The sequence below is a fragment of the uncultured Streptococcus sp. genome (assembly GCF_963516575.1).
GTDB lineage: Bacteria > Bacillota > Bacilli > Lactobacillales > Streptococcaceae > Streptococcus.
The window spans coordinates 11943-37071 of sequence record NZ_CAUQCP010000019.1 but is presented as its reverse complement, the minus strand read 5'-3'; the positions used below and the strand labels follow the sequence as shown (position 1 = coordinate 37071).

Here is a 25129-nt window from a genome sequence, read left to right as displayed (position 1 = left end):
AGGCAATAAAAATCGCACACATCAAAATCACTGTATCTCTTAATCGAACATGAAGATCATCATATAATTTCTCACGGTATTCACGTGTTGAATAGTTTCCGGTCATTGGTTATTCCTTTTATGTCATATAATCTTGTTTCTGCATGGATGATGGTAGAGAGACTTCTGTCCAATCTTACATATTTTTCTTCTCACTTGTTATTCTTTTGAACATTATCTTTTAAATATCCGTCATTCCATCCTTAACATTATATCAAAAATTTTACAGTCTTTCTCTGAAGAAATCTATCAATTGAACAGATAGAGGAAGTTATCGTCAACCTCATGGTACCATCGACTACTTCAATGACCTCTAGAACCAAACTAAGCATATGATAAGCAAAGGCCAGCGGAGAAATGCAAAAATTACAAGAAGGAAGAAAACTGTCAAGATTTGCTTGTTATTGGTTTGCTTAATCTGCTTTTGATCTAGAGCTACCTTTTCGTTCGTGATCTTCACATCCCTCAGAGATTTGTTTATAGATCTTCACATCCCTCAGAGATTTGTTTATAGTAGATAAAATAATTTACTAGGTTACACAGTTAAAGATAAAAAAGCCCAGCTGTCTCATCCTGGGCTCTTATCTATTATGCTCACTCAATTATTAGATTCATATCAGAAAACTTGATCCGTACTGTCGTTCCTTTTCCAACCTCAGACTCAATACGAATCTGGTGCCCCAGTTCTTCAGAAATTTTCTTAGATAGGTAAAGGCCAAGTCCAGAGGATTGCTGAGTTAGGCGGCCATTATATCCTGAAAAGCCACGTTCAAAGACTCGGAGGACATCACTGTTTTTTATCCCGATTCCTGTATCCTTGATACAGAGTTCCTGGCCTTCCATATAAATCTCCAGACCACCTTCCTTGGTGTACTTGAGACTATTTGAGATGATTTGCTCAATAACCACTAGTAGCCACTTCTTATCCGTCACGATTTCTTTATCAAGGTCATGTAGATTGACATTTAAGCCTTTTTGAATAAAGAAAAGAGCGTATTTACGAATTATTTCCTTGACCAAGTCTTCTATTTGTACCTGCTTTAAGACCAAATCATCATGGAAACTTTCTAAACGCAGATACTGTAAAACCAAATTTGTATAGGAGTCGATCTTGAAAATTTCTTGTTCCAAGTGCTGCTTCAGTTGGCGGTCGGCTACTTCTGCAACTAAGAGTTGACTGGCTGCAATGGGGGTCTTGATCTGATGGACCCACAAGGTATAGTAATCCAGCAAATCCGTCAGTTTTCTTTCTGAATCTGACCTCTGCTGATAGAGTTCCATCTCACGCGCTTCTAATTTTTCTGCTAAAGCTATTTCCAAAGGAGATTTGGCTTCCCTCTCCCCATAGAGAAGTTCCTGGCGATAGACCTGCATTTCCACCAATATGTCCCAAGTGAAAAATAAGATGGTTACAAAGCAACATAGCAGGAAAAAGTAGAGAAAGTAAATTCCCAAACTGGCAAATAAAAACTGAAAGAGCAAAACCAGAAATGTCAAAGAAAGCAGATAGATAAACAGACGACTACGGGAGCGCAGATAGGCTAGAAAAAATTGTTTCCAATCAAGCATGCTTTAATCCGTACCCTATCCCTTTCTTGGTCTCGATAAATCCTACCAAGCCCTGCTCTTCCAATTTTTTACGCAAACGAGCCACATTGACAGAGAGAGTATTATCATCAATGAAAAAGTCACTGTTCCAAAGTTCTCGCATCAAGTCATCACGCGCTACGATATTGCCCGCATGCTCAAACAAAACGCGTAAAATCTGGAATTCATTCTTGGTCAAATTCAAGACTTGCCCTTGATAATGTAAATCCATTGATTTGGTATTGAGGATAACACCAGCATATTCCAGTAAGCTCTCGTCACGCCCAAACTCATAGGAACGGCGCAACAAGCCCTGAACCTTGGCTAAAAGAACCTGCTGGTCAAAAGGCTTGGTCACAAAGTCATCCGCCCCCATATTGATTGCCATGACAATATCCATAGCCTGGTCTCTGGAAGATAGAAACATGATAGGCACCTTGGAAATCTTTCGGATTTCCTGACACCAGTGATAGCCATTAAACAAAGGCAATCCAATATCCATGAGGACCAGATGAGGCTCCGACTGGACAAAAAGGCTCAAAACTTCCATAAAATCTTCTACCAAGACCACTTCAAATCCCCATTCAGAGAGCATTTTCCCTACTTGTTGACGAATGACCAAATCATCTTCCACTAGTAAAATCTTGTGCATCTGATTCTCCTTTGTTAATTTTAGGAGTCTTAAATCCTTTAGTATAAATAGAGGGCTTAGTATCTAATACTTTTTGACATTTCCTTGTCACAACAGCTCAAAAACAGATAGTGAATAACCCTATTGATATCATACCTTATTTTCAGACATAGTGCCAGCCCTACCCTTTTATTTTTAATTTTTTCAACCCTCATTTCAGTTCTTTTATACATCCCCTTAACCAAAATTTATATCTATTCTTCCAAACCTTGAGTATAGTTAAAACGACACTCTATACTCTTCTAACATTGAAAAGCTCCTTATCAAGTGGTATCCGTAAAAAGTTCTAGCTTTTAGATTGACAATCTGAAAAAGATTTGTTAAGATATGAATGAATAAGATTTAATATTCATTCAGAAAAGAGGTGAATCAAATTGGACAAAAAACAGGCTTTGAAATCCGCAGCTTATGAAGTTTTTTCAAAAAAAGGATACAAGGCGACAGGAATTTCAGAAATTGCTAGACAAGCTCATATGGCAGTCGGATCTTTTTATAACTATTACGAAAGTAAAGAAGCTATTTTTTTAGATATCTATATTGATGAAAACAATCGTGTTCGCCAAACTATGATCGAAGAACTGGATTGGGAAATTGATATGATTGATCTTATTAGTCAACTCTTTGCTCAGTCCAGAACTCTCATTTCTTCCAATAAAATTCTTGCTGAATGGTATAATCCTGCTATTGCAGATGAGTTACACAGTTACTATTCTTCAGAAGAAGGGAAAGTTGCGAATCCATTTCATCAATTTCTCGTAAAAACTTTTACTAATCGTTTGCGGTCTGAAGGCTATTCACCAGAAAAAATTCAAGATATTTTACAGGTTTACAACCTATTTTACTACATGGATATGCATATCACAGAAAATGATTTTCCAGATATTAGCAAAACTGTAGAAATACTAGCAACCAACTTCATTAAAGGAATACTGAAATAAAGAAATCTTTTCTTTATTTTTTGAAAATCCTTGAATGAATAAAAATATTATTCATTCATAAAAATTATTACACTATAGGAGCTTAAAAATGAAACGAGGGAAAAAAATGTTCATGATTATTCTAACTACACTTGGAGTGCTCGGCTTTATATCTTGGGGAATCATTGCCTACCTTGGACGAAGTCAGACTTTATCGATACAATCCATTGAAAATCCCAGCGGAGATTTATATTTAGTTCACATCACAAAACCAAAAAATCAAATATGGAAAGCTGGCTCCTATGCTCAGTTTAAGCTTCCTGATAGCTCGTTTGGTACAAACAAAAGTCCAGTAAAGGAGGAACAGACTAGTCGATGGCTAACTCTTGCTTCCACTCCTGATGAGGACGAAATTCTTATTGTAACCCATAATAGTGGTAGCGTGTTCAAGGAAACCTTAACACATTTACCAGCTGGTAGTGAAATTGAGATGAGTTGGCTGGAGTCATCTTTATCTGTTGAAGACAATGACCAAGCACTGGTTTGTTTTGCCTCTGATGTCGGTATTTCTACTCTACGTTCAGTTGTGAAAGAGTGGGCTGGTAAGCGCTCCATCATTCTTAATCATTTAGACAAAGGAGTAAGCATTTTTGATAATGAGTTAAGAGAGCTTAGTCAGAACAATCCGAATCTAACTTATAAAACTAGCGAAAGCTTTTCTCAAAGCCAAGCATTTCTAAAAAATGCTGTTGAGAAATACGGCAACCAAGCTATTTATCTCTTGACCGGCCAACCTGATGACATAAATGAGATGAAAAAATTCTTAAAAGAGAATGGGATTGACGACAAACAGATACAAACAAGTATGTTTAAAGGTTTGAAATAAAAGCAAACTGTCTTCTATATATCTGAATCATACCATTATAGGTCGGTATGTAGAGAGCTCGTACAAACCAACTAGTAAATTCTATGTGATTGTGATAAGATAAATAAAAAGAAAGGAGCTCTTATGGCCAATATTTTTGACTATCTGAAAGATGTCGCATACGATTCCTTTTACGACCTTCCTTTGAATGAGTTAGACATCCTAGCCTTAACAGAAGCCACCTACCTCTCCTTTGATAATCTGGTCTCCACAACTCCTAAACGTCTTTTAGACCTATCACCTCAGGTTCCAAGAGAATCGAACATGTTGACCAATAAAAATCGCCTCCAGCTATTAGATGAGCTGACTCAACACAAACGTTTCAAAAATTGCAAACTCTCCCATTTTATCAACGATATCGATCCTGAACTGCAAAAGCAATTTGCGGCTATGACCTACCGCCTCACTCTCGATACCTATCTGATTGTCTTTCGTGGGACAGATGACAGTATCATTGGCTGGAAGGAAGATTTCCACCTGACCTATATGAAGGAAATTCCTGCTCAAAAGCACGCCCTCTCCTATTTAAAGAACTTTTTTGCCCATCATCCTAAGCAAAAAGTCATTCTGGCTGGGCATTCCAAGGGAGGAAATCTAGCTATCTATGCTGCTAGTCAAATTGAGCAAAGCTTGCAAAATCAGATCACAGCAGTTTATACCTTTGATGCGCCTGGTCTCCACAAAGAATTGACACAAACCGAGGGCTATCAAAGGATAATGGATAGAACCAAGGCCTTCATCCCACAAGGTTCCATTATCGGTATGATGCTGGAAATCCCTAACCACCAAATCATCGTGCACAGTACTGCCTTTGGTGGTATCGCCCAGCATGATACCTTTAGTTGGCAGATTGAGGACAAGCACTTCGTTCAACTGGATGATACCAACAGTGATAGCCAACAAGTAGACACAACCTTCAAAGAATGGGTAGCGACAGTCCCTGACGAGGAACTCCAGCTCTACTTCGACCTCTTCTTTGGCACTATTCTTGATGCTGGTATCACCTCTATCAATGACTTGGCTTCCTTAAAGGCGATTGAACACATTCATCATCTCTTTGTCCAAGCTCAATCCCTCACTCCAGAAGAAAGAGAAACCATGGGACGCCTTACCCAGTTATTGATTGATACCCGTTACCAAGCTTGGAAGAATAGATAAAAAGCTTATGATGAGGTGTGAACCTTCTCATAAGCTTTTCTTGTCTTAAAGAAAAAATTACTCCTTCATTTGACTCTCTGCATCAGCCACGACTTGCTCTAAACTGGTCTGACCAAGTTCAGCCTCCATAGCTTGCTGGATTCTCTCCAATTTTTGATCCAAAACATCATGAATATGAGCTCCAACTGGGCAATTTGGATTTGGATTGTCATGGAAACTAAAGAGTTGACCTGTCTTACCAAGACACTCAACCGCCTGATAAACATCTAAAAGACTAATGTCCTTGAGATCCTTAACAATCTCTGTCCCACCTGTTCCACGCGCGACTGAAATCAGCTCTGCCTTCTTCAACTGGGACAAGGTTTTTCTGATAATGACTGGATTGACCCCGACACTAGCAGCCAGAAAATCACTGGTCACCTTGCTTTCCTTCCCCTTGAGGGCAATGATTATCAGCATATGAGTCGCAATGGTAAATCTACTTGGAATTTGCATCCTCTTCTCCTTTTTACGAGGCTACCCTGCCTCTACTCTTCTTTTTCTTTTATTATACCCTTTTTAGTTGTAATGTCAATCGTTACCACTTTTCAACCAAGCATCTAATTCCCTATCGTATCCCTCTTTCTGGGCCAATTCTCTCAGAAATTCCTGATGATGAGTATGGTGAATACCATTGACCAGACTTTCATAGTAAACCTCAAAATAAGGAAGTTTGAGGTCTTTAGCCAGTTGCAATTCAGCTGCCACATCGTAATCCACTCGTCGGAAATCCATATCTACCAAGCCCTTGTCATCAAACTCCAAAATCATATACTGGGCCCGCAAGTCCTTCCGCAACTGGGCATCTAGAAAGAAAGGCTGGCCAATCGAACCCGGATTGACAATCAATTGCCCACCAGTCCCGTAACGAAGCAACTGCTGGTGAATATGACCATAAACAGCAATATCACAAGACGGATTGGTCACCAAGCGGTCAAAATCCTCCTGTGCTCCAGTATGAATCAACTCTCGCCCCCAGTTCTTATCAGGCAGATGATGGCTAATTCCCACCGTCAAATCCCCAAACTGACGATGAAGCTGTAGAGGTTGATTGTGGAGCAGTTCAATTTCTTCTAGAGAAATTTCCTCTAAAACATACTGGCACTGGCGCAAGAGATAGCGTTGACTAGGACGAGTACTATCCAATTCCTTACGGACACCGTGCCACAGACTATCTTCCCAGTTTCCCAAAACTCTAGCTGTAATCGGTAGTTGATCCAACAAGTCCAAAATCCTTCTACGCCCTGTCCCTGGCATGAGAATATCTCCCAAAAGCCAGTATTCATCCACTCCTAGCTGCCGAGCATCTGCCAAAACAGCCTCCAAGGCTGTAGTATTTCCATGAATATCTGAAAGAAGAGCTATTTTTGTCATATTCATCTCCTCGTTTTTTCTCTTGCAATAAGTATAACATAAAAAGTCACAGCTAGAGAAATCTAGCTTTTTTTGATATACTAGATAAAGATATTAGACAAGAGGAAACGAATGACCCCGAATAAAGAAGATTATCTAAAATGTATTTATGAAATTGGCACATACCTACATAAGATTACCAACAAGGAAATTGCGGCTCGTATGCAAGTATCTCCCCCTGCCGTAACTGAAATGATTAAACGGATGAAAAGTGAAAATCTCATCCTCAAGGACAAGGAATGTGGCTATCTACTGACTGACCTTGGACTTAAATTGGTCTCTGAGCTCTACCGTAAACACCGCTTGATTGAAGTTTTTCTAGTCCATCATTTAGACTATACGAGTGACCAGATTCACGAGGAAGCTGAGGTCTTGGAACATACTGTCTCTGATCTATTCGTGGAGAGACTAGAAAAATTGCTTGGATTCCCCAAGACCTGCCCCCACGGAGGAACTATTCCTGCCAAGGGAGAACTCCTGGTTGAAATCAACAACCTCCCACTAGCTGATATCAAGGAGGCTGGTGCCTACCGCCTGACTCGGGTTCACGATAGTTTTGACATTCTCCATTATCTGGATAAGCACTCACTTCACATCGGCGACCAGCTCCAAGTCCAGCAGTTTGATGGCTTCAGCAATACTTTCACTATCCTCAGTAAAGAAGAGGATTTACAAGTAGGGATGGACATTGCCAAACAACTCTACGTCGAGAAAATCGACTAATTTCTCAAGCACCCCAACCAACCCTGAAAGTTTTATTTTCAGGGTTTTATTTCTATCATTTGATTTTACTTTCATTTAGTTGTAGAATATTTGTTAAAAAAAGAAAGATATTTTAACATATGAAAAAATCACTAAAAATTTTTGCGACATCCAAATGGTTTGACCTCTTCGGAGTTGCTTTGGTCGTTGGGATTGCGATTGCATCTGGTTACCTCAATTCTCGTCTCGATAAATTCGTAGATTGGGGCCCATGGACTGCCCTTGTTCCCTTTGGTTTGATTTCCGTAACCAACGTTGGGATTTCCATGTTGTCCACTCGTTTTACAGGAAAATTAAGCAAATGGGGCAATTACTTTGGCATTATCAATACGATTTTGTCTGGTACTATTGATTATATCCTTGGAAATAAGGCGGCCATCATTACCTATCCCGTCACCTTCCTCATTTATACCTTTGCCATAAAGAAATGGGAAGCTTCGAAAGAAGGTAGACCCAACCAAATGAGCCAAAAACAGCTAAAATTGGCGGCCATCATCATTTCCATCATCGCCTTCCTCTTTGCCTTTGTGACCAACTATATCGGCTATGGGGGCAAGATGAATCTCCTTGCCTATGTGACAACTATTGCCTTTGCACTGTCCCTCATTGCCAATGCATTGAACGCATTGAAATTAACAACTCAGTGGGGCTTTTGGTTGATTTATAATTTCGTTCAGCTGACAAAGGCTGGCATTCAAGGAAACTTTGCCAATATCGGAAAATATATCTTTTATATCCTCAATGCAATCGGAGCTTTATTTGTCTGGAATGATGAAGAAGTGGAACAATAAGAGGGAAATCAAATAAAGAAGTCTAACAGAATCTCCTTACTAAAATTTTTTATCATTTTACTTGTAACTCCCATTCTTTTGGAGTAGAATGAAGATAGATAAAAGAGGGAGGTCATCTTATGAAAAAACTCTTTAGAATCCATTTTACAGCAATTGCAGTCATCGATTTGCTACTATTTGCATTTTTTACTACTAGACCCGAGACAGTTTTCGACTGGCTCTTGCTCACTGGTTTTATTTTCATCCTTGCTCAGGGACTACTGCTGTTTCGCTTGGTTGTCCAACTCAAACATCAATTCGCTGAGATTTATCCTCAAATCAATAAAAAGATTCGCTTCTACTATTTAGGGGTTCTCTCCATTGATTTTCTATTTTTTGTCCTTTTAACCTTCGTTAGTTCTCATCGTTTTTTATCTCTTATGCCAATCATCACTGCTTGTCATTCTACTTTATATTATAGGACGGCGGACTACCTAAGAGAAAACTATCCTGACTTTTACAACAAACATATCTCTTTGTGGGAATGTCTCTAAGGAAAAGGAGGTCTTAGCATGAAAAAAATCATCTATATCAAAACCATTCAACTCCTTGTCATCGATGGAATTATGCTGGCATTTTTGGCATTTAAAGAGGGGCTTACTTGGGATTGGATTTTAATTTATAGCGGTTGGCTCATTTTCTTTCATCCTGTTCTATTGACCTATCTTTCCACCCAACTTTGTGACCACTTCAGTCAACTCTATTCCCAGATTAGACCAAGATTCTGGCGTTTTACCTTACAAATCCTCCTCTGGGATAGCCTGATCATTCTCTCCTTGATATGTTTAAGTAGTATCCCACTTTTCCTTCAGGGCACTCTCCTAATTCTAGGCCATCTCATTCCTTCCTATCGCATCTGCCAAAGCTTGAAAAGAGACTTCCCCCAAGCCTATCAAGCACCAATTTCATTTTGGAGTATTTTATGATAGATGAGAAAAACCAAGCCGTCCGGGCTTGGTCTTTCTTATCTATTTTTAGTATCTAGGATAATGGTAACTGGCCCATCATTGACCAGCTCAACCTGCATATCCGCTCCAAAGATGCCTGTCTGAACGGGCACTTCTTGCGCTAATTTTTGATTGAATGCATCATAGAAGTCTGATGCCATATCAGGCTTGGCTGCACCTGTAAAGGCTGGACGATTGCCTTTCTTAGTATCCGCAAAGAGGGTAAACTGAGAAATAGAGAGGATTTCTCCTTCAATATCTTTGACAGACAGGTTCATCTTGCCTTCTGCGTCTGAAAAAATCCGCATGTTGACCAGTTTTCTCACGGCATAATCCAAATCTTCCTCTTGGTCCTCTGGTCCAACACCAACCAGCAATAAGAGGCCTTGGTTGATTTTCCCCTGCGACTGACCTTCAATACTCACTTGGGCTTTTTTAACCCGTTGGATAATGATTTTCATAATAGCCTTTCTAATAAGAGCTAGGGCAATTAACCGTTAGTCCGTTTGACAGAATAAACTTCTGGCACGCTCTTAATCTTATCTACAACTGTAGTCAGTGTAGAGAGGTTGGCAATGCCAAAGGACACATGGATATTGGCAAACTTCATATCCTTGGTTGGCTGGGCGTTGACCGTTGAGATATTCTTGGTTGTGTTTGAAAGAACTTGCAGTACATCATTCAACAGTCCTGTACGGTTGAGGCCGTAAATATCGATATGGGCCATATACTCCTTATTTGAGCTAGAGTACTGGTCTTCCCACTCCACATCAAGGAGACGTTGCTCGTAGTTTTCTTGTGCGCGCAGGTTCATACAGTCCACACGGTGAATAGCCACACCACGCCCCTTGGTAATATAGCCAACAATGTCATCACCAGGAACAGGATTGCAACACTTGGCAATCCGCACTAGGAGACCTGAGGCACCTTCAATAACCACACCACCCTCATGCTTGACTTTGAGGGTTTCTTTATTTTCAACCTTGACCTCGCCACCTTTGACAAGTTCTTCTGCTTCCGCCTTAGCCTTGGCACGTTCTTCTTCACGGCGTTCCTTTTCAGTCAAACGGTTAAAGACAGTAATAGCACCGATTTCGCCAAAACCAATGGCCGCAAAGAGGGATTCTTCTGTCTTGTAGCTGGTCTTTTGCAGAACTTGGTCCATGTGACGCTTGTCCATGAATTTATTGGCCACATAGCCATTTTCTTGGAACTGGGCCATCAGCATTTCACGACCCTTGTTGACAGACAATTCCTTATCTTGGTTTTTAAAGAACTGACGAATCTTGTTGCGCGCTTTGCTGGTCTTGACCATGTTAAGCCAGTCACGGCTAGGTCCAAAGGAGTTGGGGTTGGTGACAATTTCAACCTGATCTCCTGTCTTGAGCTTGGTTGTCAGTGGAACCATGCGACCATTGACCTTAGCACCAGTTGCTTTTTCCCCGACTTTTGTATGGATTTCATAGGCAAAGTCAATCGGTCCTGAATCTTTTGGAAGAGAGCGGACAGCTCCATCTGGGGTAAAGACGTAAATCTCCTCAGCCAGATAGTTTTCCTTGACAGAGTCCACAAATTCCTTAGCATCATCAGCCTGGTCTTGGAGCTCCATCATCTCCTTAATCCAGTTCATCCCAATAGCTGATTCCTTGCTATTGACCTGCCCCTTAATGCCTTTCTTATAAGCCCAGTGAGCTGCAACCCCGTACTCAGCTACCTCGTGCATTGCCTTGGTCCGAATTTGGAATTCGATCGGGCCTTTTGGTCCATAAACCGTCGTATGGATAGACTGATAACCATTGGCCTTGCGGTTAGCAATGTAGTCTTTAAAGCGACCAGGCATAGGTTTCCAAAGCTCATGCACATAACCAAGCATGGCATACACATCACTTTGGGTATCTAAAATACAACGAATGGCAATCAGGTCATAGATTTCCTCAAACCGTTTTCTCTTGTCCTGCATTTTGCGGAAAATCGAGTAAATATGCTTGGGACGACCGTAAATCTTTCCTTTCAAGTGACGATCTGTCGTATAGTCTTCTAATTTTGTGACTACCTCATCCACCAAGGCCTCACGCTCTCTGCGCTTTTCCTTCATCATATGGGTAATCTTGTAGAACTCCGTAGGATTGAGATAACGGAAAGACAGGTCTTCCAATTCCCATTTGACACTGGAAATCCCCAAACGATGGGCAAGTGGGGCATAGATTTCCATGGTTTCTTTGGAAATACGCTCCTGCTTGTCTTTTCGAAGGTGTTTCAGGGTCCGCATATTGTGCAAGCGGTCAGACAGTTTGACCAAGATCACGCGGATGTCCTCAGACATGGCCATGAGCATCTTGCGATGATTTTCAGCCAACTGCTCTTCGTGAGACTTGTACTTGACCTTACCGAGCTTGGTAACTCCATCGACAATCACGCGCACATCGGGACCAAACTCTCTTTCCAAATCGTCCAAGGTCGCGTCTGTATCTTCCACCACATCATGCAAGAAACCACAGGCAACCGTTACGGCATCTAGTTTGAGTTTGGCTAAAATACCTGCCACTTGGATAGGGTGAATAATGTAAGGTTCGCCAGATTTTCGGTATTGACCACTGTGGCATTCAACAGCATAGACCAAGGCCTTATGGACAAAAGCAACATCTTCTTTTGATAAATATTTTTGTGTTAAAGCGACAACCTCATCGCCCGTTAAATTCACTTCTTTTGGCATCTCTACTCTCCAATTCTTCCTACCATTTTATCACTTTTTTAAGAATATGAAAACTAGATTGGAACAGAATAAGAAAAAAATAATTCAGAATTGCTTGATAATTCTGAATTATTAGTCTATAATATATTACGAAGTTAGATTTTAAACTTAGGTGATAGAAGGAGAGATAGAAGAACGGAAACCATATTGTAACCGAAAGACTTTCTGACTTCCCCAATTCCATTAAATATACGAAGATCAAACGGTGGAACTCGTGTCACATACACTGGTACCTTGACTGGATTTTGGACTTAAAATCCTCAAGATACTTTCTTCTATCCTTTAGTTTATAAGGAGAACACCTATGAAAAAAACTGCTATTTCTATCTTTGCTCTCCTAGTGTTAGGAGTTAGCTGCCTGTTCCTATTCAGCCAGCAAAGTTATAAAAAAACAGTCGTTCAATACTATGCTAACGACCAGAACCTGCCTAATAGGATAACTTATAGTGAATATAGCGATAAACGAGAAGCCAACTACGGTGGCACTCTAAACATCACGTCTATCAAACAAGCTAATGACGGAGTTTATGCAACCTATGAAGGGCAATTGACACCTCTCCAATATTGATAAATTGATAACCAGCCTGTCTTCATCTAGTCATGCTGGTTTTTAAGTTCATTCTAAATCCTTACCTATTCTCCCCAACTGTGCTATACTTAATGTATACTCAATGAAAATCAAAGAGCAAACTAGGAAACTAGCCGCAGGTTGCTCAAAGCACTGCTTTGAGGTTGTAGATAGAACTGACGCAGTCAGTAACCATAGCTACGGCAAGGCGACGTTGACGCAGTTTGGATTTGATTTTCGAAGAGTATTAGTACATTCTTTGAGATTGGAGCTAACATGAAAATCCATAAAACCGTGAATCCTGTTGCCTATGAAAACACCTATTACCTAGAAGGCGAAAAGAACCTCATCGTGGTCGATCCTGGCAGCCATTGGGAAGCCATTCGTCAGACAATAGAGAAGATCAACAAACCAATCTGTGCTATTCTCTTGACCCATGCCCATTATGACCATATCATGAGTCTGGACTTGGTACGAGAGACTTTTGGCAATCCTCCTGTCTATATCGCAGAGAGTGAAACCAGCTGGCTCTACACTCCTGTCGATAATCTCTCTGGGCTTCCTCGTCACGATGATATGGCAGATGTAATCGCAAAACCAGCTGAACACACCTTTGTCTTTCATGAAGAATACCAACTAGAGGAATTTCGTTTTACTGTCTTGCCGACACCAGGTCACTCTATCGGTGGTGTTTCCCTAGTCTTTCCTGATGCACACCTAGTCTTGACAGGAGATGCTTTGTTCCGTGAAACAATCGGACGGACGGATCTTCCGACTGGTAGCATGGAGCAACTTCTTCACAGTATCCAGACCCAACTCTTCACCCTACCAAACTACGATGTCTATCCAGGACATGGTCCAGCTACTACTATTGCTCATGAAAAGACCTTCAATCCTTTTTTCTAGCAAGATGATGATAATGACTATCGCAATTTAAGTAAACTATAGCAGTTTGAAATTGGAATAGTACAACATGGCTTCTAATTCATTTTTATAAATTACTTTCAATTTTCCAATCGATTTGTTCAGATTTTATTTCATCTCACTATATTTATACTATTTTAGAATTATAAAAACGCATAATATCAAGTGTAGAAAAGTTTGATATTATGCGTTTTATCATGAAAAGATTTTCTAAATCATCTCCTCAAATTGATTTTTTCACAGTCTAAAATAATTGATATATAAACTATGAATTGGGGTTATTCTGACTCCTTACGAAAACTAAATAATCCAGCAGTTAGAGTTAACATTCCAAATAGGGTAGCGAGAATTGAGTGATTTTCTCCAGTATTTGGCAAAGTCTTAGCTACTTGTTTCGAAATAGTTTCAGTCTTAGTTGCTAACGGCTCAGCTTGAGTTTTTGTACTATTTACGTCATTTCCTTTTTGTTCTGTAGTTGTTGGAGTATTACTACTATTTACAACTGGAACAGGAGTTGTAGCACCTCCGTTATCACGGCTTGCGGCAACTTTGAAAGTCATAGCATAAATACTAAAGTGATTGGTTTCAAAAGTCACCTTATCGGCATTTTGTTTGAAATCAAGCGCAAACAAGCTTCCGTTTTGATTCACGTAGTAAACATTTTCCACTGGCTGGTTTGCCAACACGCTAACCGTAACCCAGCCGTTTGGCTGAATAGCCTTGCCTCTCGCGTCATACAGATGAATGTCGAAGGCCTTGTATTTTTTTGATTCAAGTGAATTCGACTTGGTTTCTTCTACCCTGATATATCTGACATTTTTGAGTGTTGCTTCTGAACCATATACTTGAACGTTTCCAGCTATGCTCGAAAGAACACGAGTATTGTTTGGGATGGCTGGATTAAGCGTAGGCGTTACGGGAGTTGTCGGTGTTATTGGAGCAACTGGTGTAACTGGATTTACAGGATTTTCACTTGGCTTGACTTCTGGTTTTGCTTGGTCGGCTGGTTTTTCGGTGTGGTTCTTAAATAAGAAAACGTAAGTTTGATAAACTTCTGCGTATAAACCAAAATCTCCCTCGCTTCTTCCTCTCTCATTTAGCGAACGGCCATAAAGTGGTGTTACCTGCCTATTTTTTGAAAATTGATAGACTTCCACGTCATTGTCTTCTTTTGTAGTGCGGAAAGCCATGTAACCTTGACCTGTGATGTTAGTGTTTTTGTTTAGTTCAACATGTCCTGTTTTCCCATCAAAAATACCTGTATAAATTGTATACGCTTCATAGTTTCTACCTTCCAATTCTGGAATTTTCACTCGAATCGGATACATATACACATGGCTTTTCCTCATTTCTTCAAGAGAAAATTCCCTCCCATTTTCTTCGATCCACCTATTCGCGCTACCTATAAAGTAAGCTAATCTTGGTTTGTTATTGATAAAATCTTTTTCAGCAGTCCATATTCCATTGATAGGAGTTTCCTTCATATCACTGATAGGAAGTGGTGCTACAATATCTGCGTAGGTAACAACAGGGTGTTCCTGAACGCTTCCGTCACGTAGATGCCATCTTCTCACTGGTTTTCTGTTATTTTCCTGCGGTTGCTCTGCAGGTTTAACCTCTGGTTGAGGGGTTTCTGCTGGTTTTGGAGTTGGAACAGGTGTTTCAGCAGGTTTATTTTCAACCGGCTTGTTCTCAGCTGGTTTTACTGGCTGAGTAGGCTGCGGTTGCTCTGCAGGTTTCACTTCTGGTTGAGGGGTTTCTGCTGGTTTTGGCGCGGGTATTGGTTGAGTAGTGTTAGGTTGAGCGGCAGCGTTTGGCTGCGGCGCAACGTTTTCCTCTGCATGCACCAAAGTTGGCACTACAGCACTAAGAGTGACAGCAGAGAAGGTAACAATACCTAGTTTAGTGAGTTTATTCATAATTTTTCCTCCTCAGGAATATATAATTGCCTTTTTAGGCTTATAAAATGACAAAATCAACTTCCTTTCAAGACCACAAAAGCAAAATTTTGAGCCGACTCATTCTCTAAACATTTAATGTTCTTGATAGAAGCCTTAAATGAACCTTCATCCATTAACGGAACAATACAGCTATCATACTATTACACATCTTAATGATTTTTAAGTTTTTTGTTACCATAAGCTCGCTATCTCCTTTAGAGATAGGGAACTAAGTGTATCGCGTAACGACCGTTAAACGATACACAAAAAATACCAGTCTAATACAGGTTAAAAACACTGTTAAACTCGCATTTTTTAAATATTCATATTCTTATTTTGAATGTTTCATCAAACGGTCGTTAATCGAAACAAATTTACGGCTTCATTCTACCATTTTTCCCTATTTTTAGCAATGATTTTCCGTTTTTTTTGACGATTGTTCGCCACTTTATTACGTTCTAACACTTTATATAGGGTTGATGTAGAAATTTGTTCAGCTTTTGCAATATTACGTATGCTTATATTTGAATGTAGATATTTGTTAAGTATGCGCTCCTCCTTTTCTTTTGAAATCCGTTTTGCTCCTAATCTAACACCATTTTCCTTAGCTTTTCGAAGTCCCTCTTTTGTGCGAAACCTCAGATTTTCCAGCTCATTTTCTGCCACAAAGCCTAAAATGATGCAAAGTAACCTGCCAATAAGAGAGCCTGTCTCTAGTTTTTCATGCAAACTGACTAGCTGAATATGAGATTCATTAAATAGTTCAATAAGTTCTAGTAGCTTAAACATAGATCGAGTCAGTCTATCTAACTTATAGATAGTGAAAGTAACCTGCTTGCCATCTTTCGAAAAGTCAGAGGCCAGTTTTAAGGCTTTTGTAAGTTCAGGACGAGTGTTATTTGCACCAGATTCCTTTTCTATAAAAAGTTTATCGCAATGTTTGAGAGCTTCGATTTGCACTTTCAATCCTAGGTCTTGCTTATGAGTAGATACACGGGCGTAGCCTATGTTGATAGTCTTTTGAGACATAAAAATCCTCCTGTTATCTTGATACAGAGGGATATTTTACTATGAATTTTAAAATAAGAAAAGACTTCAATTTCATAATCCCTATGAACTACACCCCAAAAGCTAGATTATTCTATCTAACTTTTTAGGGTGTACATAGATAGGGAAGGTATAATGATAGGAGTTTTACTTGCTTCTTTGCCTTACCAAATAATCACGCGCTCTTCTGGCGAACGCCACATACCGTCTCCTTCTTTGACATCATAGGTTGTAAAGAAATCATCGAAGTTTGGTACTTGCACATTGACACGGAGTTTGGCTGGCGCGTGTACATCGACGCTAGCCAAGAGTTTCATAAATTCTGGACGACCTTTCATGCGCCAGATGCGACCGAAGTTGTAGAAGAATTCTTCTGCTGAGAAGTCTGGTTCTCTCTTGGCTGCTTCCAGCGCTGCAGCGATTCCTCCCAAGTCAGCCACGTTTTCTGACACAGTCAATTTACCGTTGATGGTTGCTCCATAAGAATCCTGTCCATCAAATTGGTCAATAACTTTTTGTGTTTTCTCCTTGAAGGCAGCATAATCACTCTCTGTCCACCAGTCCTTAAGGCTACCATTTTCATCAAAGGAAGCTCCGTTGGTATCAAAGGCGTGGGAAATTTCATGGGCAATAACCGCCCCAATACCACCGTAGTTAGCAGAAGATGACTGATGCAAGTCATAGAAAGGCGCTTGTAAAATAGCTGCTGGGAAGACAATCAGGTTCTTCTGTGGATTGTAGTAGGCGTTGACCATATGAGCAGGCATGCCCCACTCCTTGTAGTCTACAGGCTGGTTCCACTTGCTCCAACTGTGCTTGATTTCCACACTCGCAAAGGCTAGAGCATTGTCAAAAAGACTAGCATTTTCATCCACTACCTTGTCCTTATAGCGTTCTGGCAATTCTTCTGGATAACCAATATAAGGCTTGATGACATTGAGTTTGACGATAGCCTTGTCACGAGTTTCAGGAGTCAACCAGTCATTCTTAGCCAAGCGTTCCTTATAGACATCAATCATAGTTGCCACTTTTTTCTCCACGTCTGCCTTAGCTTCTGGGGAGAATTTTTCATGGGCATACCAGAGACCCAAGGCTTGTTTGAAAGGACCTTGTGCTAGCTGGTAGGCTGCCTTGACCTTGTCTTTGGCTTCTGGAACACCTGAAAGCGCACGGCTATAGGCACCTGACAAGACACGGATTTCTTCTGTTAAATAGCTGGTTGAGAGATTCACAACACTCAAAATCAAGGTTGCCTTGAGAAGAGGCCAAGCTTCTTCACTATAGAATTGGTCTGCTGCTTGCCAGAAACGTTCCTCGTCTACGATAACCTTGTCTGGCACTTGTCCAAGAACTGCTTGGAAGAAGTCATCCAAAGGTAGGGCAGGCGCGAATTTCTTGAAATCTTCATAAGAATATGGATGATAGAGTTTAGCATACTCTGAACTTTCTTCATTAGAGAGCACCACTGCCGCAACTCGGCGGTCCAATTCTAGTCTTTTTTCTAGCAAATCTTCAATTTCTTCATCAGAGAAATCATAAGCCTTGAGGAGATTGGCGCTGGTTTCTTTCCACAAAGTCAAGAGTTCCTCACGTTGAGGATGGTCTTCAGCATAGTAGGTCGTATCTGGCAAGATCGTGCTTGGAGCGCTAGCCCACAGAACGTTGATTCTGGCATCCATAAAGTCTGGCGATACACCAAAAGGAAGGAAATTAGGTTTGCCAGCAAGCTCAAACTCTGCTAGTCTAGCTGTAAAATCCGCAAAAGTCTCCAATTCTTGGAATTCTTTAAGGAGTGGTAAGACAGGTGTGATACCGTCAGCTTCTCTCTTGTCAAAATCACGAACTAGGCGGTGGTATTTGACAAAGTTTGCCAAGATAGCATCCTCAGGCACCTCTTCACCTGCCAACCACTTGTCTGTTGTCGCCAGCATCAGGTCTTCAATTTCCTGATCTAAATCAACAAAACCTCCCGTTTGAGACTTATCTGCTGGGATTTCAGCAGTCTTCTGCCATTCTCCATTGATTGCATCATAAAAATCGTCTTGATAACGTGTCATCTTGTTCTCGCTTTCATTTGTACTTGTTTTTAGCTTAACAAAAATTACCTGGGAATGCAATTAAAATACAAGATTAAAGAAACTTAAATATTTTACTGTTAATATTTTAATTTTTTGAAAAATTAACTTGACTTAATTTTTTTTTTAAGGTATATTAAGAGTCAGGAGGAATATAAGTTTATGATACGTATCGAAAACCTAAGTGTCTCCTATAAAGAAACGTTGGCACTTAAGGATATTTCACTGGTGCTCCAAGGACCAACGATTACCGGAATCATTGGTCCAAACGGCGCTGGAAAATCAACATTATTAAAAGGTATGCTGGGAATTATCCCACATCAAGGTCAGGCATTTCTCGATGACAAGGAAGTTAAAAAATCCTTACACCGAATTGCCTATGTCGAACAAAAGATCAATATCGACTACAACTTTCCCATCAAGGTCAAGGAATGCGTCTCGCTAGGACTATTTCCCTCTATTCCTCTCTTTCGCAGTTTAAATGCTAAACATTGGAAAAAAGTAGAGGAAGCCCTTGAAATCGTCGGCCTAGCTGACTATGCTGAACGTCAAATCAGTCAACTGTCTGGAGGTCAATTCCAGCGGGTCTTGATTGCCAGATGTTTGGTACAGGAAGCCGACTATATCCTCTTGGATGAACCCTTTGTTGGGATTGACTCTGTCAGTGAGGAAATCATCATGAATACGCTGAGAGATCTGAAAAAAGCTGGTAAGACGGTTCTCATCGTTCACCATGACCTCAGCAAGGTTCCCCACTACTTCGATCAAGTCTTACTTGTCAATCGAGAAGTGATTGCCTTTGGTCCGACCAAAGAAACCTTTACCGAAGCCAATCTCAAAGAAGCTTACGGTAATCGACTCTTTTTCAATGGAGGTGACCTATGATTGCAGAATTTATCGATGGATTGCAAAAATTCCATTTCTTACAAAATGCCTTGATAACAGCCATTGTCGTCGGGGTCGTAGCTGGAGCTGTGGGATGTTTCATCATCCTACGCGGGATGTCACTCATGGGGGATGCCATTTCACATGCTGTCTTACCAGGTGTAGCCCTCTCCTTCATCTTGGGCGTTGACTTCTTTATCGGAGCCATTGTCTTTGGATTGCTAGCTGCCATCATCATTACCTACATCAAGGGAAACTCGATTATCAAAAGCGATACCGCCATCGGCATTACCTTTTCTTCTTTCTTAGCCCTCGGTATCATCTTGATTAGTGTCGCTAAAAGTTCAACTGACCTTTTCCATATCCTTTTTGGTAATATCCTAGCCGTCCAAGATACGGATATGTTTATTACTATGGGTGTTGGTGCAGCCATTCTCTTGTTAATCTGGATTTTCTTCAAGCAACTCTTGATAACATCCTTTGATGAACTCTTGGCCAAAGCCATGGGAATGCCTGTCAATTTCTATCACTACCTTCTCATGGTACTCTTGACTCTCGTGTCTGTGACAGCCATGCAAAGTGTCGGAACTATCCTGATTGTAGCCATGCTGATTACCCCAGCTGCAACTGCTTATCTGTATGCTAATAGCCTGAAAAGCATGATTTTCCTTTCCTCAACCTTTGGAGCTACTGCTTCAGTTTTGGGGCTCTTTATCGGCTATAGCTTTAACGTTGCGGCAGGTTCTAGTATCGTGCTCACAGCTGCTAGTTTCTTTCTCATTAGCTTCTTTATCGCTCCAAAACAACGATATTTGAAACTGAAAAATAAACATTTGTTAAAATAAGGGGCAAAACCCCAATAAATTGGAGGATCTAATGAAAAAATTAGGTACATTACTCGTTCTCTTTCTTTCCGTCATCGCTCTTGTAGCATGTGCTAGTGGAAAGAAAGATGCAGCTTCTGGTCAAAAACTAAAAGTTGTTGCTACAAACTCAATCATCGCTGATATTACTAAAAATATTGCTGGTGACAAGATTGATCTTCACAGTATCGTTCCTGTTGGCCAAGACCCACACGAATACGAACCACTCCCTGAAGACGTTAAGAAAACTTCTCAAGCTGATTTGATTTTCTATAACGGTATCAACCTTGAAACAGGTGGCAATGCTTGGTTTACAAAATTGGTAGAAAATGCCAAGAAAACCGAAAACAAAGACTACTTTGCAGTCAGCGAAGGCGTTGATGTTATCTACCTTGAAGGCCAAAACGAAAAAGGTAAAGAAGACCCACACGCTTGGCTTAACCTTGAAAACGGTATGATCTTTGCTAAAAATATCGCAAAACAATTGAGCGCTAAAGACCCTAGCAACAAGGAATTCTACGAAAAAAATCTCAAAGAATATACTGATAAGCTAGACAAACTTGACAAGGAAGCTAAAGAGAAATTTAACAACATCCCTGCTGAGAAAAAACTCATTGTAACCAGCGAAGGATGCTTCAAATACTTCTCTAAAGCCTACGGTGTCCCAAGTGCCTACATCTGGGAAATCAACACTGAAGAAGAAGGAACTCCTGACCAAATCAAGACCTTGGTTGAAAAACTTCGCCAAACAAAAACTCCTTCACTCTTTGTAGAATCTAGTGTGGATGACCGTCCAATGAAGACTGTCTCACAAGACACAAACATCCCAATCTACGCACAAATCTTTACTGACTCTATCGCAGAACAAGGTAAAGAAGGCGACAGCTACTACAACATGATGAAATACAACCTTGACAAGATTGCTGAAGGATTGGCAAAATAAGCCTCTGAAAAACGTCATTCTCACGTGAGCTGACGTTTTTTTCTGCCCATATTTTCAGTCAAATCATTGGAAAATTCTAACTGTTTCAGCTAAAATGGAAGAAAAAAGATTGGAGTATCTTATGGTAACTTTTCTCGGAAATCCTGTGAGCTTTACAGGTAAACAACTACAAGTCGGCGACAAGGCGCTTGATTTTTCTCTCACTACAACAGACCTTTCTAAAAAAACTCTAGCTGATTTTGATGGCAAGAAAAAAGTCTTGAGTGTCGTGCCTTCTATCGATACAGGTATCTGCTCAACTCAAACGCGTCGCTTTAATGAAGAACTGGCTGGACTGGACAACACGGTCGTATTGACTGTTTCTATGGACCTACCATTTGCCCAAAAACGTTGGTGTGGTGCTGAGGGAATTGAAAATGCCATCATGCTCTCAGACTATTTCGACCATTCCTTTGGACGTGATTACGCTCTCTTAATCAATGAGTGGCATCTATTGGCACGCGCAGTCTTTGTCCTAGATACTGACAATACTATTCGCTACGTTGAATACGTGGACAATATCAACTCTGAACCAAACTTCGAAGCCGCAATTGCAGCTGCTAAAGCCCTATAGAAAAAATCCTCTGTCACAAAGAGTTCCCTACTCTTTGAAACGGAGGATTTTTCTTATTCTTTAATTATTGTTTATTTTGAAATGAATCCTTCAAAATCTTTTAGTTGAAAATTATATTTTTCAGTGAGTAACACATTATCCACTGCAACATCTTCTCCCAATGGGTAAATATTTCTTTTGAAACAGTTGTAGGAGGAAAATCTCTCCTACACTATTATTGATTCTGAGAGAAAATTGCAAAATATCATCTACCAAACTTTCAATTATTAAGATTTTTTGCAGTTTATCTGAATTAGAATCGCAAGGCTTCTCAATAATATAATTGTCGAATTTTTTCATTCTAACTTCCTCTCCACTATTTCTTCCTTTATCAAGAAAGAGTTACCTCAATATTAATAAAGTACAATTCTAAATTAACTCCAATTATTGATTCATGATAATATTTCAGTAACTCATCGTGCAATTAAAAACAAGGATTTTTATTTCAGACGATCCATCGTGAACACTTCATCAGCCATCTCCCAAATTGCCGGATTATGTGTTGCGATAATGATTAGCCTATTATCATCTCGAAGAGATAGCAAAATCTCCATAATCAACTGAGAGGTTGCTGGGTCTATTGAAGCTGTTGGCTCATCTGCCAGAATAAAGGGTGGATTCTTTAAGATAACTTTTGCCAAGGCAACCCGTTGCGATTCTCCGCCCGATAACTCAAAGATGCGCTTATCTAGGTCAAGATAAGCCAGGCCGACCTGTTCTAAAGCCTGCTTCTGCCTCAACCGCTGTTCCGCCCGACTCAACTTTTGACCAATGAGCCCTAGCTTAAGGTTTTCTTCAATACTTTGGTTTTCAATTAAGCCAAAGTTCTGGAAGAGGTAGCCCAATTCGTGACGGAAAAAATCACTCGATTTATAATTGGCCAAGTCTTTACCTCGGTAAAAAATCGTCCCATCATAAGATTCTAATTTCCCAATCATGTTCATCAAGGTTGTTTTTCCGCTACCACTTGAACCAATTAAGGCATAGACTTTTCCAGCCTCAAATGTCATTGAAAGATTCGAAAATAACTCTCGTTCTCCAAAAGATTTACTCACCTGTTTAAGTTCAATCATATTAACCTCCCTTCAAAACAAGCATGGACATCTTGTTTTCTTTCTGCATTTGGACATGTAACTGTAAAAGAGATAGACCAGTAAAGAGTAACGAGACTAAGAAAGCAACTACTATCTCTACCATAAGAAATACACTCGCAATAAATCCCAGTAAAAACACACCCAGTTGAGCAAAGAGATAAGTGCGATGGATTTCTAAGAACCTGAGACCTGCAATGCGTTTGATAAAAATAGCACGTCTAAATTCTTCAAAGTAGAGCCTATTCATAGTGTTAAACAACAAGATTGAAGTTGCAATCCCAAGCACAGCTCCTGCTAGCATTACCCAACGTTCCCTCTGGATATTATCCGATAATGTGATGTAGTTGTGGTAACCTGTTTGCATTTCTGAGACCCAATTTTCAATGCCTTGTCTCTGGATAAGCTCCTGGGCATCAGACAATTGATTAAAGAGAACGTAGTTCTGTACTGCGTCTACCCAAAACACAATGGACTGTGGACCAGTTGATTGGGGTGTTATAACAATGATGATTGGATCTTTCAAAAACTGCTGGTAAGAAATAGGGGTCGTATTATACACAAAACGATCATGACCTGATTCCAAATAACCTACCGTAGCAGTCATTTGCTGTCGTTCATCTTTACTAGATATGCGACTGGTTAAGTCGTCTTCAAAAACAGATTTATAATGTTCTTCCTCTGAACGGAGGTGTTCAGGCAGTAATAAGACAAACTCCCCTACATCAAGGTGATTCATCTTTTGCTCAATAGTTGTATCTACAGGAATGTTTTGACGCTCCAAGTATTGCGGTGTGACGATAAGGACATTGCCATTCGGGCTGTAATCGTGCCATTCTGTAGAGGTTATAAAGTTTTTGGAAGAAGCCATGCCATTTTGCAAAGTACGGTCAATTAACTGGTGTCTAGATAAGAAAGCCTTTTGTTCTGAAGCAGCCAGATCCATCAATTGATACCAAGTTCTGAGTTTCCTTTGAGCTTGTTCATCAAAACCAGGACTCGTTCCTTCACGGCTGATTGATAGGGTAATCAGTTGCCTTTCCTGGCTCCAAGCCTCTTGTCCAATCCGATGCTGTTGCCAGGCTTGGGAATACTTTAAGCTACTCCCTATTCCCAGCGTTACAATAATAATCGCTAATAGTTGACCGATTAAAATCAAACTAATGATTCCTCTGACAGGCACTTGCCCTTTTATAATCTGCATCAGGTGTATCTTTTTTATCCCAACTGCGAAGAGTTGAGCGAAAAACAGGGAGATTGACAACAAGATGAGATTATAACAGAGCAAACCTTCTCCTATGGTCATTAGGGATTGCGTTGGAAGCGACAGAATTTTTTGCATAAGAATGGCGAGCACGCCAGCTAAACTGAAACCAACAGCTATCCCTTTCAAATCCTCACCAACTGGTCTAAGGAAAATGGACCACCGTTTCTCTCCTGAAATGAGGCGAATGCCCGACGACCGTAATTGGCTAATTTGACTAATTAAAGTCAGTGCTCCAAAGGTTAAGATGAAAATCAATAGACTGATTAACTGAAATCCGTTACTAAAGATAGCCATTAACGTAGATAGTTTAGATGGAATTGTCAGGTGCATGTTAGTCAAGCCAAGTTGACTTAGCTCCTCCCTTAGCAAGTGAATATCTAGGTTTCCATAGAATACAAAATAGTTTGTTTCAACACTACTACTTTGAGCATCTTCTAGATTTTTTTCCTGTAGCCCATCAGGCAACTTTCCGTTCCCAAAGGTCGTATAAGAAAACACTGGAGTACCTTCTGAGTTAGGATCTTGGTGTTGAATCGCAATAAAGCTATCCGTTTCTTCTGCTAGTTTTTCCAAGCGTGTAGCAACATGTTGAAAAGTTGTTTCAGGGGAAGAATCATGTACAACAACGTTGGGGTAATAATGGGAGACATATGTATCTGTCCAAATGGTAAATACCCAAACAAAGAACAAACTAGCAAGCAGGTTGGATATGAGTATAAATAATTTTTTCATAGTGCATTCCTTATTCTAAAATAGAGGGTAGAAATACCCCTGCCCTCTATAAACTAACAAGCTTACTAAACTATTGATAAAA

At 40.2% G+C, this 25129-nt stretch carries 25 protein-coding genes and 2 pseudogenes; 14 read left to right on the top strand and 13 right to left on the bottom strand.

Annotated elements, in window-relative coordinates:
* Positions 1–248: 248 nt before the first annotated feature.
* The 3 genes and pseudogenes from RWM06_RS04695 to RWM06_RS04685 form a co-directional block, all read right to left on the bottom strand.
* Positions 249–558, bottom strand: a pseudogene (locus tag RWM06_RS04695) (ABC transporter permease); the annotation flags it as partial.
* Between the two features lie 75 nt (positions 559–633).
* Positions 634–1608, bottom strand: coding sequence for a sensor histidine kinase (locus tag RWM06_RS04690; protein WP_313970274.1), 975 nt, complete (start codon positions 1606–1608; stop codon positions 634–636).
* The gene (locus RWM06_RS04685) at positions 1601–2278 is read right to left on the bottom strand and encodes a response regulator transcription factor (protein ID WP_050074198.1); all 678 of its coding nucleotides are present in this window, start codon (positions 2276–2278) and stop codon (positions 1601–1603) included. Before RWM06_RS04685 ends, RWM06_RS04690 begins: the two co-directional genes overlap by 8 nt.
* Before the next feature lie 407 nt (positions 2279–2685).
* Here RWM06_RS04685 and RWM06_RS04680 point away from each other — a divergent pair, with 407 nt between their 5' ends.
* The 3 genes from RWM06_RS04680 to RWM06_RS04670 all read left to right on the top strand — a co-directional run bounded on the left by RWM06_RS04680 (position 2686) and on the right by RWM06_RS04670 (position 5317).
* Positions 2686–3255 (top strand): TetR/AcrR family transcriptional regulator, encoded by a 570-nt coding sequence (locus RWM06_RS04680; RefSeq protein WP_313970276.1) that lies wholly within the window; start codon positions 2686–2688, stop codon positions 3253–3255.
* An 88-nt stretch (positions 3256–3343) separates the two neighbouring features.
* Complete coding sequence (locus RWM06_RS04675) at positions 3344–4120, top strand: ferredoxin reductase (protein ID WP_313970273.1); 777 nt, start codon at positions 3344–3346, stop codon at positions 4118–4120.
* Between the two features lie 123 nt (positions 4121–4243).
* Entirely contained in the window at positions 4244–5317 is a 1074-nt protein-coding gene (locus RWM06_RS04670) for a DUF2974 domain-containing protein (protein ID WP_313970272.1), read from the top strand.
* Between the two features lie 57 nt (positions 5318–5374).
* On the opposite strand, the gene RWM06_RS04665 is transcribed toward RWM06_RS04670, so the two are convergent.
* A complete protein-coding gene (locus RWM06_RS04665) occupies positions 5375–5812 on the bottom strand; it encodes an Rrf2 family transcriptional regulator (protein ID WP_261044920.1) in 438 nt (145 codons plus the stop codon).
* 75 nt (positions 5813–5887) lie between these two features.
* Positions 5888–6730, bottom strand: a complete 843-nt coding sequence (locus RWM06_RS04660) for a metallophosphoesterase family protein (protein ID WP_313970271.1) — start codon at positions 6728–6730, stop codon at positions 5888–5890.
* Between the two features lie 111 nt (positions 6731–6841).
* On the opposite strand from RWM06_RS04660, the gene RWM06_RS04655 reads away from it, so the two are divergent.
* The 4 genes from RWM06_RS04655 to RWM06_RS04640 all read left to right on the top strand — a co-directional run bounded on the left by RWM06_RS04655 (position 6842) and on the right by RWM06_RS04640 (position 9287).
* On the top strand, positions 6842–7492 hold the full coding sequence (locus tag RWM06_RS04655) for a metal-dependent transcriptional regulator (RefSeq protein ID WP_313970270.1): 651 nt from the start codon (positions 6842–6844) through the stop codon (positions 7490–7492).
* A gap of 119 nt (positions 7493–7611) precedes the next feature.
* Complete coding sequence (locus tag RWM06_RS04650; protein ID WP_313970269.1) at positions 7612–8322, top strand: nicotinamide mononucleotide transporter; 711 nt, start codon at positions 7612–7614, stop codon at positions 8320–8322.
* Between the two features lie 119 nt (positions 8323–8441).
* Positions 8442–8855: a hypothetical protein gene (locus tag RWM06_RS04645; protein ID WP_313970268.1), complete on the top strand. Its 414-nt coding sequence runs from the start codon at positions 8442–8444 to the stop codon at positions 8853–8855.
* Positions 8856–8873: 18 nt separating this feature from the next.
* On the top strand, positions 8874–9287 hold the full coding sequence (locus tag RWM06_RS04640) for a hypothetical protein (protein ID WP_313970267.1): 414 nt from the start codon (positions 8874–8876) through the stop codon (positions 9285–9287).
* Between the two features lie 38 nt (positions 9288–9325).
* Here RWM06_RS04640 and dtd read toward each other — a convergent pair whose 3' ends face one another.
* A complete protein-coding gene (gene dtd / locus RWM06_RS04635) occupies positions 9326–9769 on the bottom strand; it encodes a D-aminoacyl-tRNA deacylase (protein ID WP_313970266.1) in 444 nt (147 codons plus the stop codon).
* Positions 9770–9798: 29 nt separating this feature from the next.
* Positions 9799–12021, bottom strand: coding sequence for a bifunctional (p)ppGpp synthetase/guanosine-3',5'-bis(diphosphate) 3'-pyrophosphohydrolase (locus RWM06_RS04630; protein ID WP_049521216.1), 2223 nt, complete (start codon positions 12019–12021; stop codon positions 9799–9801).
* 379 nt (positions 12022–12400) lie between these two features.
* On the opposite strand from RWM06_RS04630, the gene RWM06_RS04625 reads away from it, so the two are divergent.
* The 3 genes from RWM06_RS04625 (at position 12401) to RWM06_RS04615 (ending at position 13534) form a co-directional block, all read left to right on the top strand.
* A complete protein-coding gene (locus RWM06_RS04625; RefSeq protein ID WP_313970275.1) occupies positions 12401–12628 on the top strand; it encodes a hypothetical protein in 228 nt (75 codons plus the stop codon).
* A gap of 103 nt (positions 12629–12731) precedes the next feature.
* Complete coding sequence (locus RWM06_RS04620) at positions 12732–12908, top strand: hypothetical protein (RefSeq protein ID WP_313970265.1); 177 nt, start codon at positions 12732–12734, stop codon at positions 12906–12908.
* Positions 12905–13534, top strand: a complete 630-nt coding sequence (locus tag RWM06_RS04615) for an MBL fold metallo-hydrolase (RefSeq protein WP_313970264.1) — start codon at positions 12905–12907, stop codon at positions 13532–13534. Before RWM06_RS04620 ends, RWM06_RS04615 begins: the two co-directional genes overlap by 4 nt.
* Before the next feature lie 296 nt (positions 13535–13830).
* Here RWM06_RS04615 and RWM06_RS04610 read toward each other — a convergent pair whose 3' ends face one another.
* From RWM06_RS04610 to pepO, 3 genes are all read right to left on the bottom strand, one after another.
* Positions 13831–15471, bottom strand: coding sequence for an LPXTG cell wall anchor domain-containing protein (locus tag RWM06_RS04610; protein WP_313970263.1), 1641 nt, complete (start codon positions 15469–15471; stop codon positions 13831–13833).
* Positions 15472–15879: 408 nt separating this feature from the next.
* Entirely contained in the window at positions 15880–16521 is a 642-nt protein-coding gene (locus RWM06_RS04605) for a recombinase family protein (protein ID WP_313970262.1), read from the bottom strand.
* A 182-nt stretch (positions 16522–16703) separates the two neighbouring features.
* Positions 16704–18596: an endopeptidase PepO gene (gene pepO, locus RWM06_RS04600; RefSeq protein ID WP_313970261.1), complete on the bottom strand. Its 1893-nt coding sequence runs from the start codon at positions 18594–18596 to the stop codon at positions 16704–16706.
* Positions 18597–18776: 180 nt separating this feature from the next.
* Here pepO and RWM06_RS04595 point away from each other — a divergent pair, with 180 nt between their 5' ends.
* From RWM06_RS04595 to tpx, 4 genes are all read left to right on the top strand, one after another.
* A complete protein-coding gene (locus RWM06_RS04595; protein ID WP_261099484.1) occupies positions 18777–19499 on the top strand; it encodes a metal ABC transporter ATP-binding protein in 723 nt (240 codons plus the stop codon).
* A complete protein-coding gene (locus RWM06_RS04590; RefSeq protein WP_000559790.1) occupies positions 19496–20344 on the top strand; it encodes a metal ABC transporter permease in 849 nt (282 codons plus the stop codon). The genes RWM06_RS04595 and RWM06_RS04590 overlap by 4 nt, the downstream gene beginning before the upstream one ends.
* Positions 20345–20375: 31 nt before the next feature.
* Entirely contained in the window at positions 20376–21305 is a 930-nt protein-coding gene (gene psaA / locus RWM06_RS04585; protein WP_000733076.1) for a metal ABC transporter substrate-binding lipoprotein/adhesin PsaA, read from the top strand.
* Between the two features lie 121 nt (positions 21306–21426).
* Positions 21427–21918 carry a thiol peroxidase gene (gene tpx / locus RWM06_RS04580; protein ID WP_173282498.1) on the top strand — a complete coding sequence of 164 codons (492 nt, stop codon included), beginning with the start codon at positions 21427–21429 and terminating at the stop codon, positions 21916–21918.
* Positions 21919–22098: 180 nt separating this feature from the next.
* On the opposite strand, the pseudogene RWM06_RS04575 reads toward tpx, so the two are convergent.
* From RWM06_RS04575 to RWM06_RS04565, 3 genes and pseudogenes are all read right to left on the bottom strand, one after another.
* A pseudogene (locus RWM06_RS04575) lies at positions 22099–22257 on the bottom strand (competence protein ComA); the annotation flags it as partial.
* Positions 22258–22397: 140 nt separating this feature from the next.
* On the bottom strand, positions 22398–23030 hold the full coding sequence (locus RWM06_RS04570) for an ABC transporter ATP-binding protein (protein WP_049524595.1): 633 nt from the start codon (positions 23028–23030) through the stop codon (positions 22398–22400).
* Position 23031: 1 nt separating this feature from the next.
* Positions 23032–25047: a DUF1430 domain-containing protein gene (locus RWM06_RS04565; RefSeq protein WP_313970260.1), complete on the bottom strand. Its 2016-nt coding sequence runs from the start codon at positions 25045–25047 to the stop codon at positions 23032–23034.
* Between the last annotated feature and the right edge of the window lie 82 nt (positions 25048–25129).

Coding starts and splice junctions, on each gene's coding strand:
- psaA (WP_000733076.1), top strand. CDS start 20,376: ATGAAAAAATTAGGTACATTACTCGTTCTCTTTCTTTCCGTCATCGCT.
- RWM06_RS04620 (WP_313970265.1), top strand. CDS start 12,732: ATGAAAATCAAAGAGCAAACTAGGAAACTAGCCGCAGGTTGCTCAAAG.
- RWM06_RS04660 (WP_313970271.1), bottom strand. CDS start 6,730: ATGACAAAAATAGCTCTTCTTTCAGATATTCATGGAAATACTACAGCC.
- RWM06_RS04615 (WP_313970264.1), top strand. CDS start 12,905: ATGAAAATCCATAAAACCGTGAATCCTGTTGCCTATGAAAACACCTAT.
- RWM06_RS04670 (WP_313970272.1), top strand. CDS start 4,244: ATGGCCAATATTTTTGACTATCTGAAAGATGTCGCATACGATTCCTTT.
- RWM06_RS04685 (WP_050074198.1), bottom strand. CDS start 2,278: ATGCACAAGATTTTACTAGTGGAAGATGATTTGGTCATTCGTCAACAA.
- RWM06_RS04675 (WP_313970273.1), top strand. CDS start 3,344: ATGAAACGAGGGAAAAAAATGTTCATGATTATTCTAACTACACTTGGA.
- RWM06_RS04640 (WP_313970267.1), top strand. CDS start 8,874: ATGAAAAAAATCATCTATATCAAAACCATTCAACTCCTTGTCATCGAT.
- RWM06_RS04595 (WP_261099484.1), top strand. CDS start 18,777: ATGATACGTATCGAAAACCTAAGTGTCTCCTATAAAGAAACGTTGGCA.
- RWM06_RS04655 (WP_313970270.1), top strand. CDS start 6,842: ATGACCCCGAATAAAGAAGATTATCTAAAATGTATTTATGAAATTGGC.
- RWM06_RS04690 (WP_313970274.1), bottom strand. CDS start 1,608: ATGCTTGATTGGAAACAATTTTTTCTAGCCTATCTGCGCTCCCGTAGT.
- RWM06_RS04590 (WP_000559790.1), top strand. CDS start 19,496: ATGATTGCAGAATTTATCGATGGATTGCAAAAATTCCATTTCTTACAA.
- RWM06_RS04630 (WP_049521216.1), bottom strand. CDS start 12,021: ATGCCAAAAGAAGTGAATTTAACGGGCGATGAGGTTGTCGCTTTAACA.
- RWM06_RS04665 (WP_261044920.1), bottom strand. CDS start 5,812: ATGCAAATTCCAAGTAGATTTACCATTGCGACTCATATGCTGATAATC.
- RWM06_RS04610 (WP_313970263.1), bottom strand. CDS start 15,471: ATGAATAAACTCACTAAACTAGGTATTGTTACCTTCTCTGCTGTCACT.
- RWM06_RS04565 (WP_313970260.1), bottom strand. CDS start 25,047: ATGAAAAAATTATTTATACTCATATCCAACCTGCTTGCTAGTTTGTTC.
- RWM06_RS04605 (WP_313970262.1), bottom strand. CDS start 16,521: ATGTCTCAAAAGACTATCAACATAGGCTACGCCCGTGTATCTACTCAT.
- pepO (WP_313970261.1), bottom strand. CDS start 18,596: ATGACACGTTATCAAGACGATTTTTATGATGCAATCAATGGAGAATGG.
- RWM06_RS04650 (WP_313970269.1), top strand. CDS start 7,612: ATGAAAAAATCACTAAAAATTTTTGCGACATCCAAATGGTTTGACCTC.
- RWM06_RS04570 (WP_049524595.1), bottom strand. CDS start 23,030: ATGATTGAACTTAAACAGGTGAGTAAATCTTTTGGAGAACGAGAGTTA.
- RWM06_RS04645 (WP_313970268.1), top strand. CDS start 8,442: ATGAAAAAACTCTTTAGAATCCATTTTACAGCAATTGCAGTCATCGAT.
- dtd (WP_313970266.1), bottom strand. CDS start 9,769: ATGAAAATCATTATCCAACGGGTTAAAAAAGCCCAAGTGAGTATTGAA.
- tpx (WP_173282498.1), top strand. CDS start 21,427: ATGGTAACTTTTCTCGGAAATCCTGTGAGCTTTACAGGTAAACAACTA.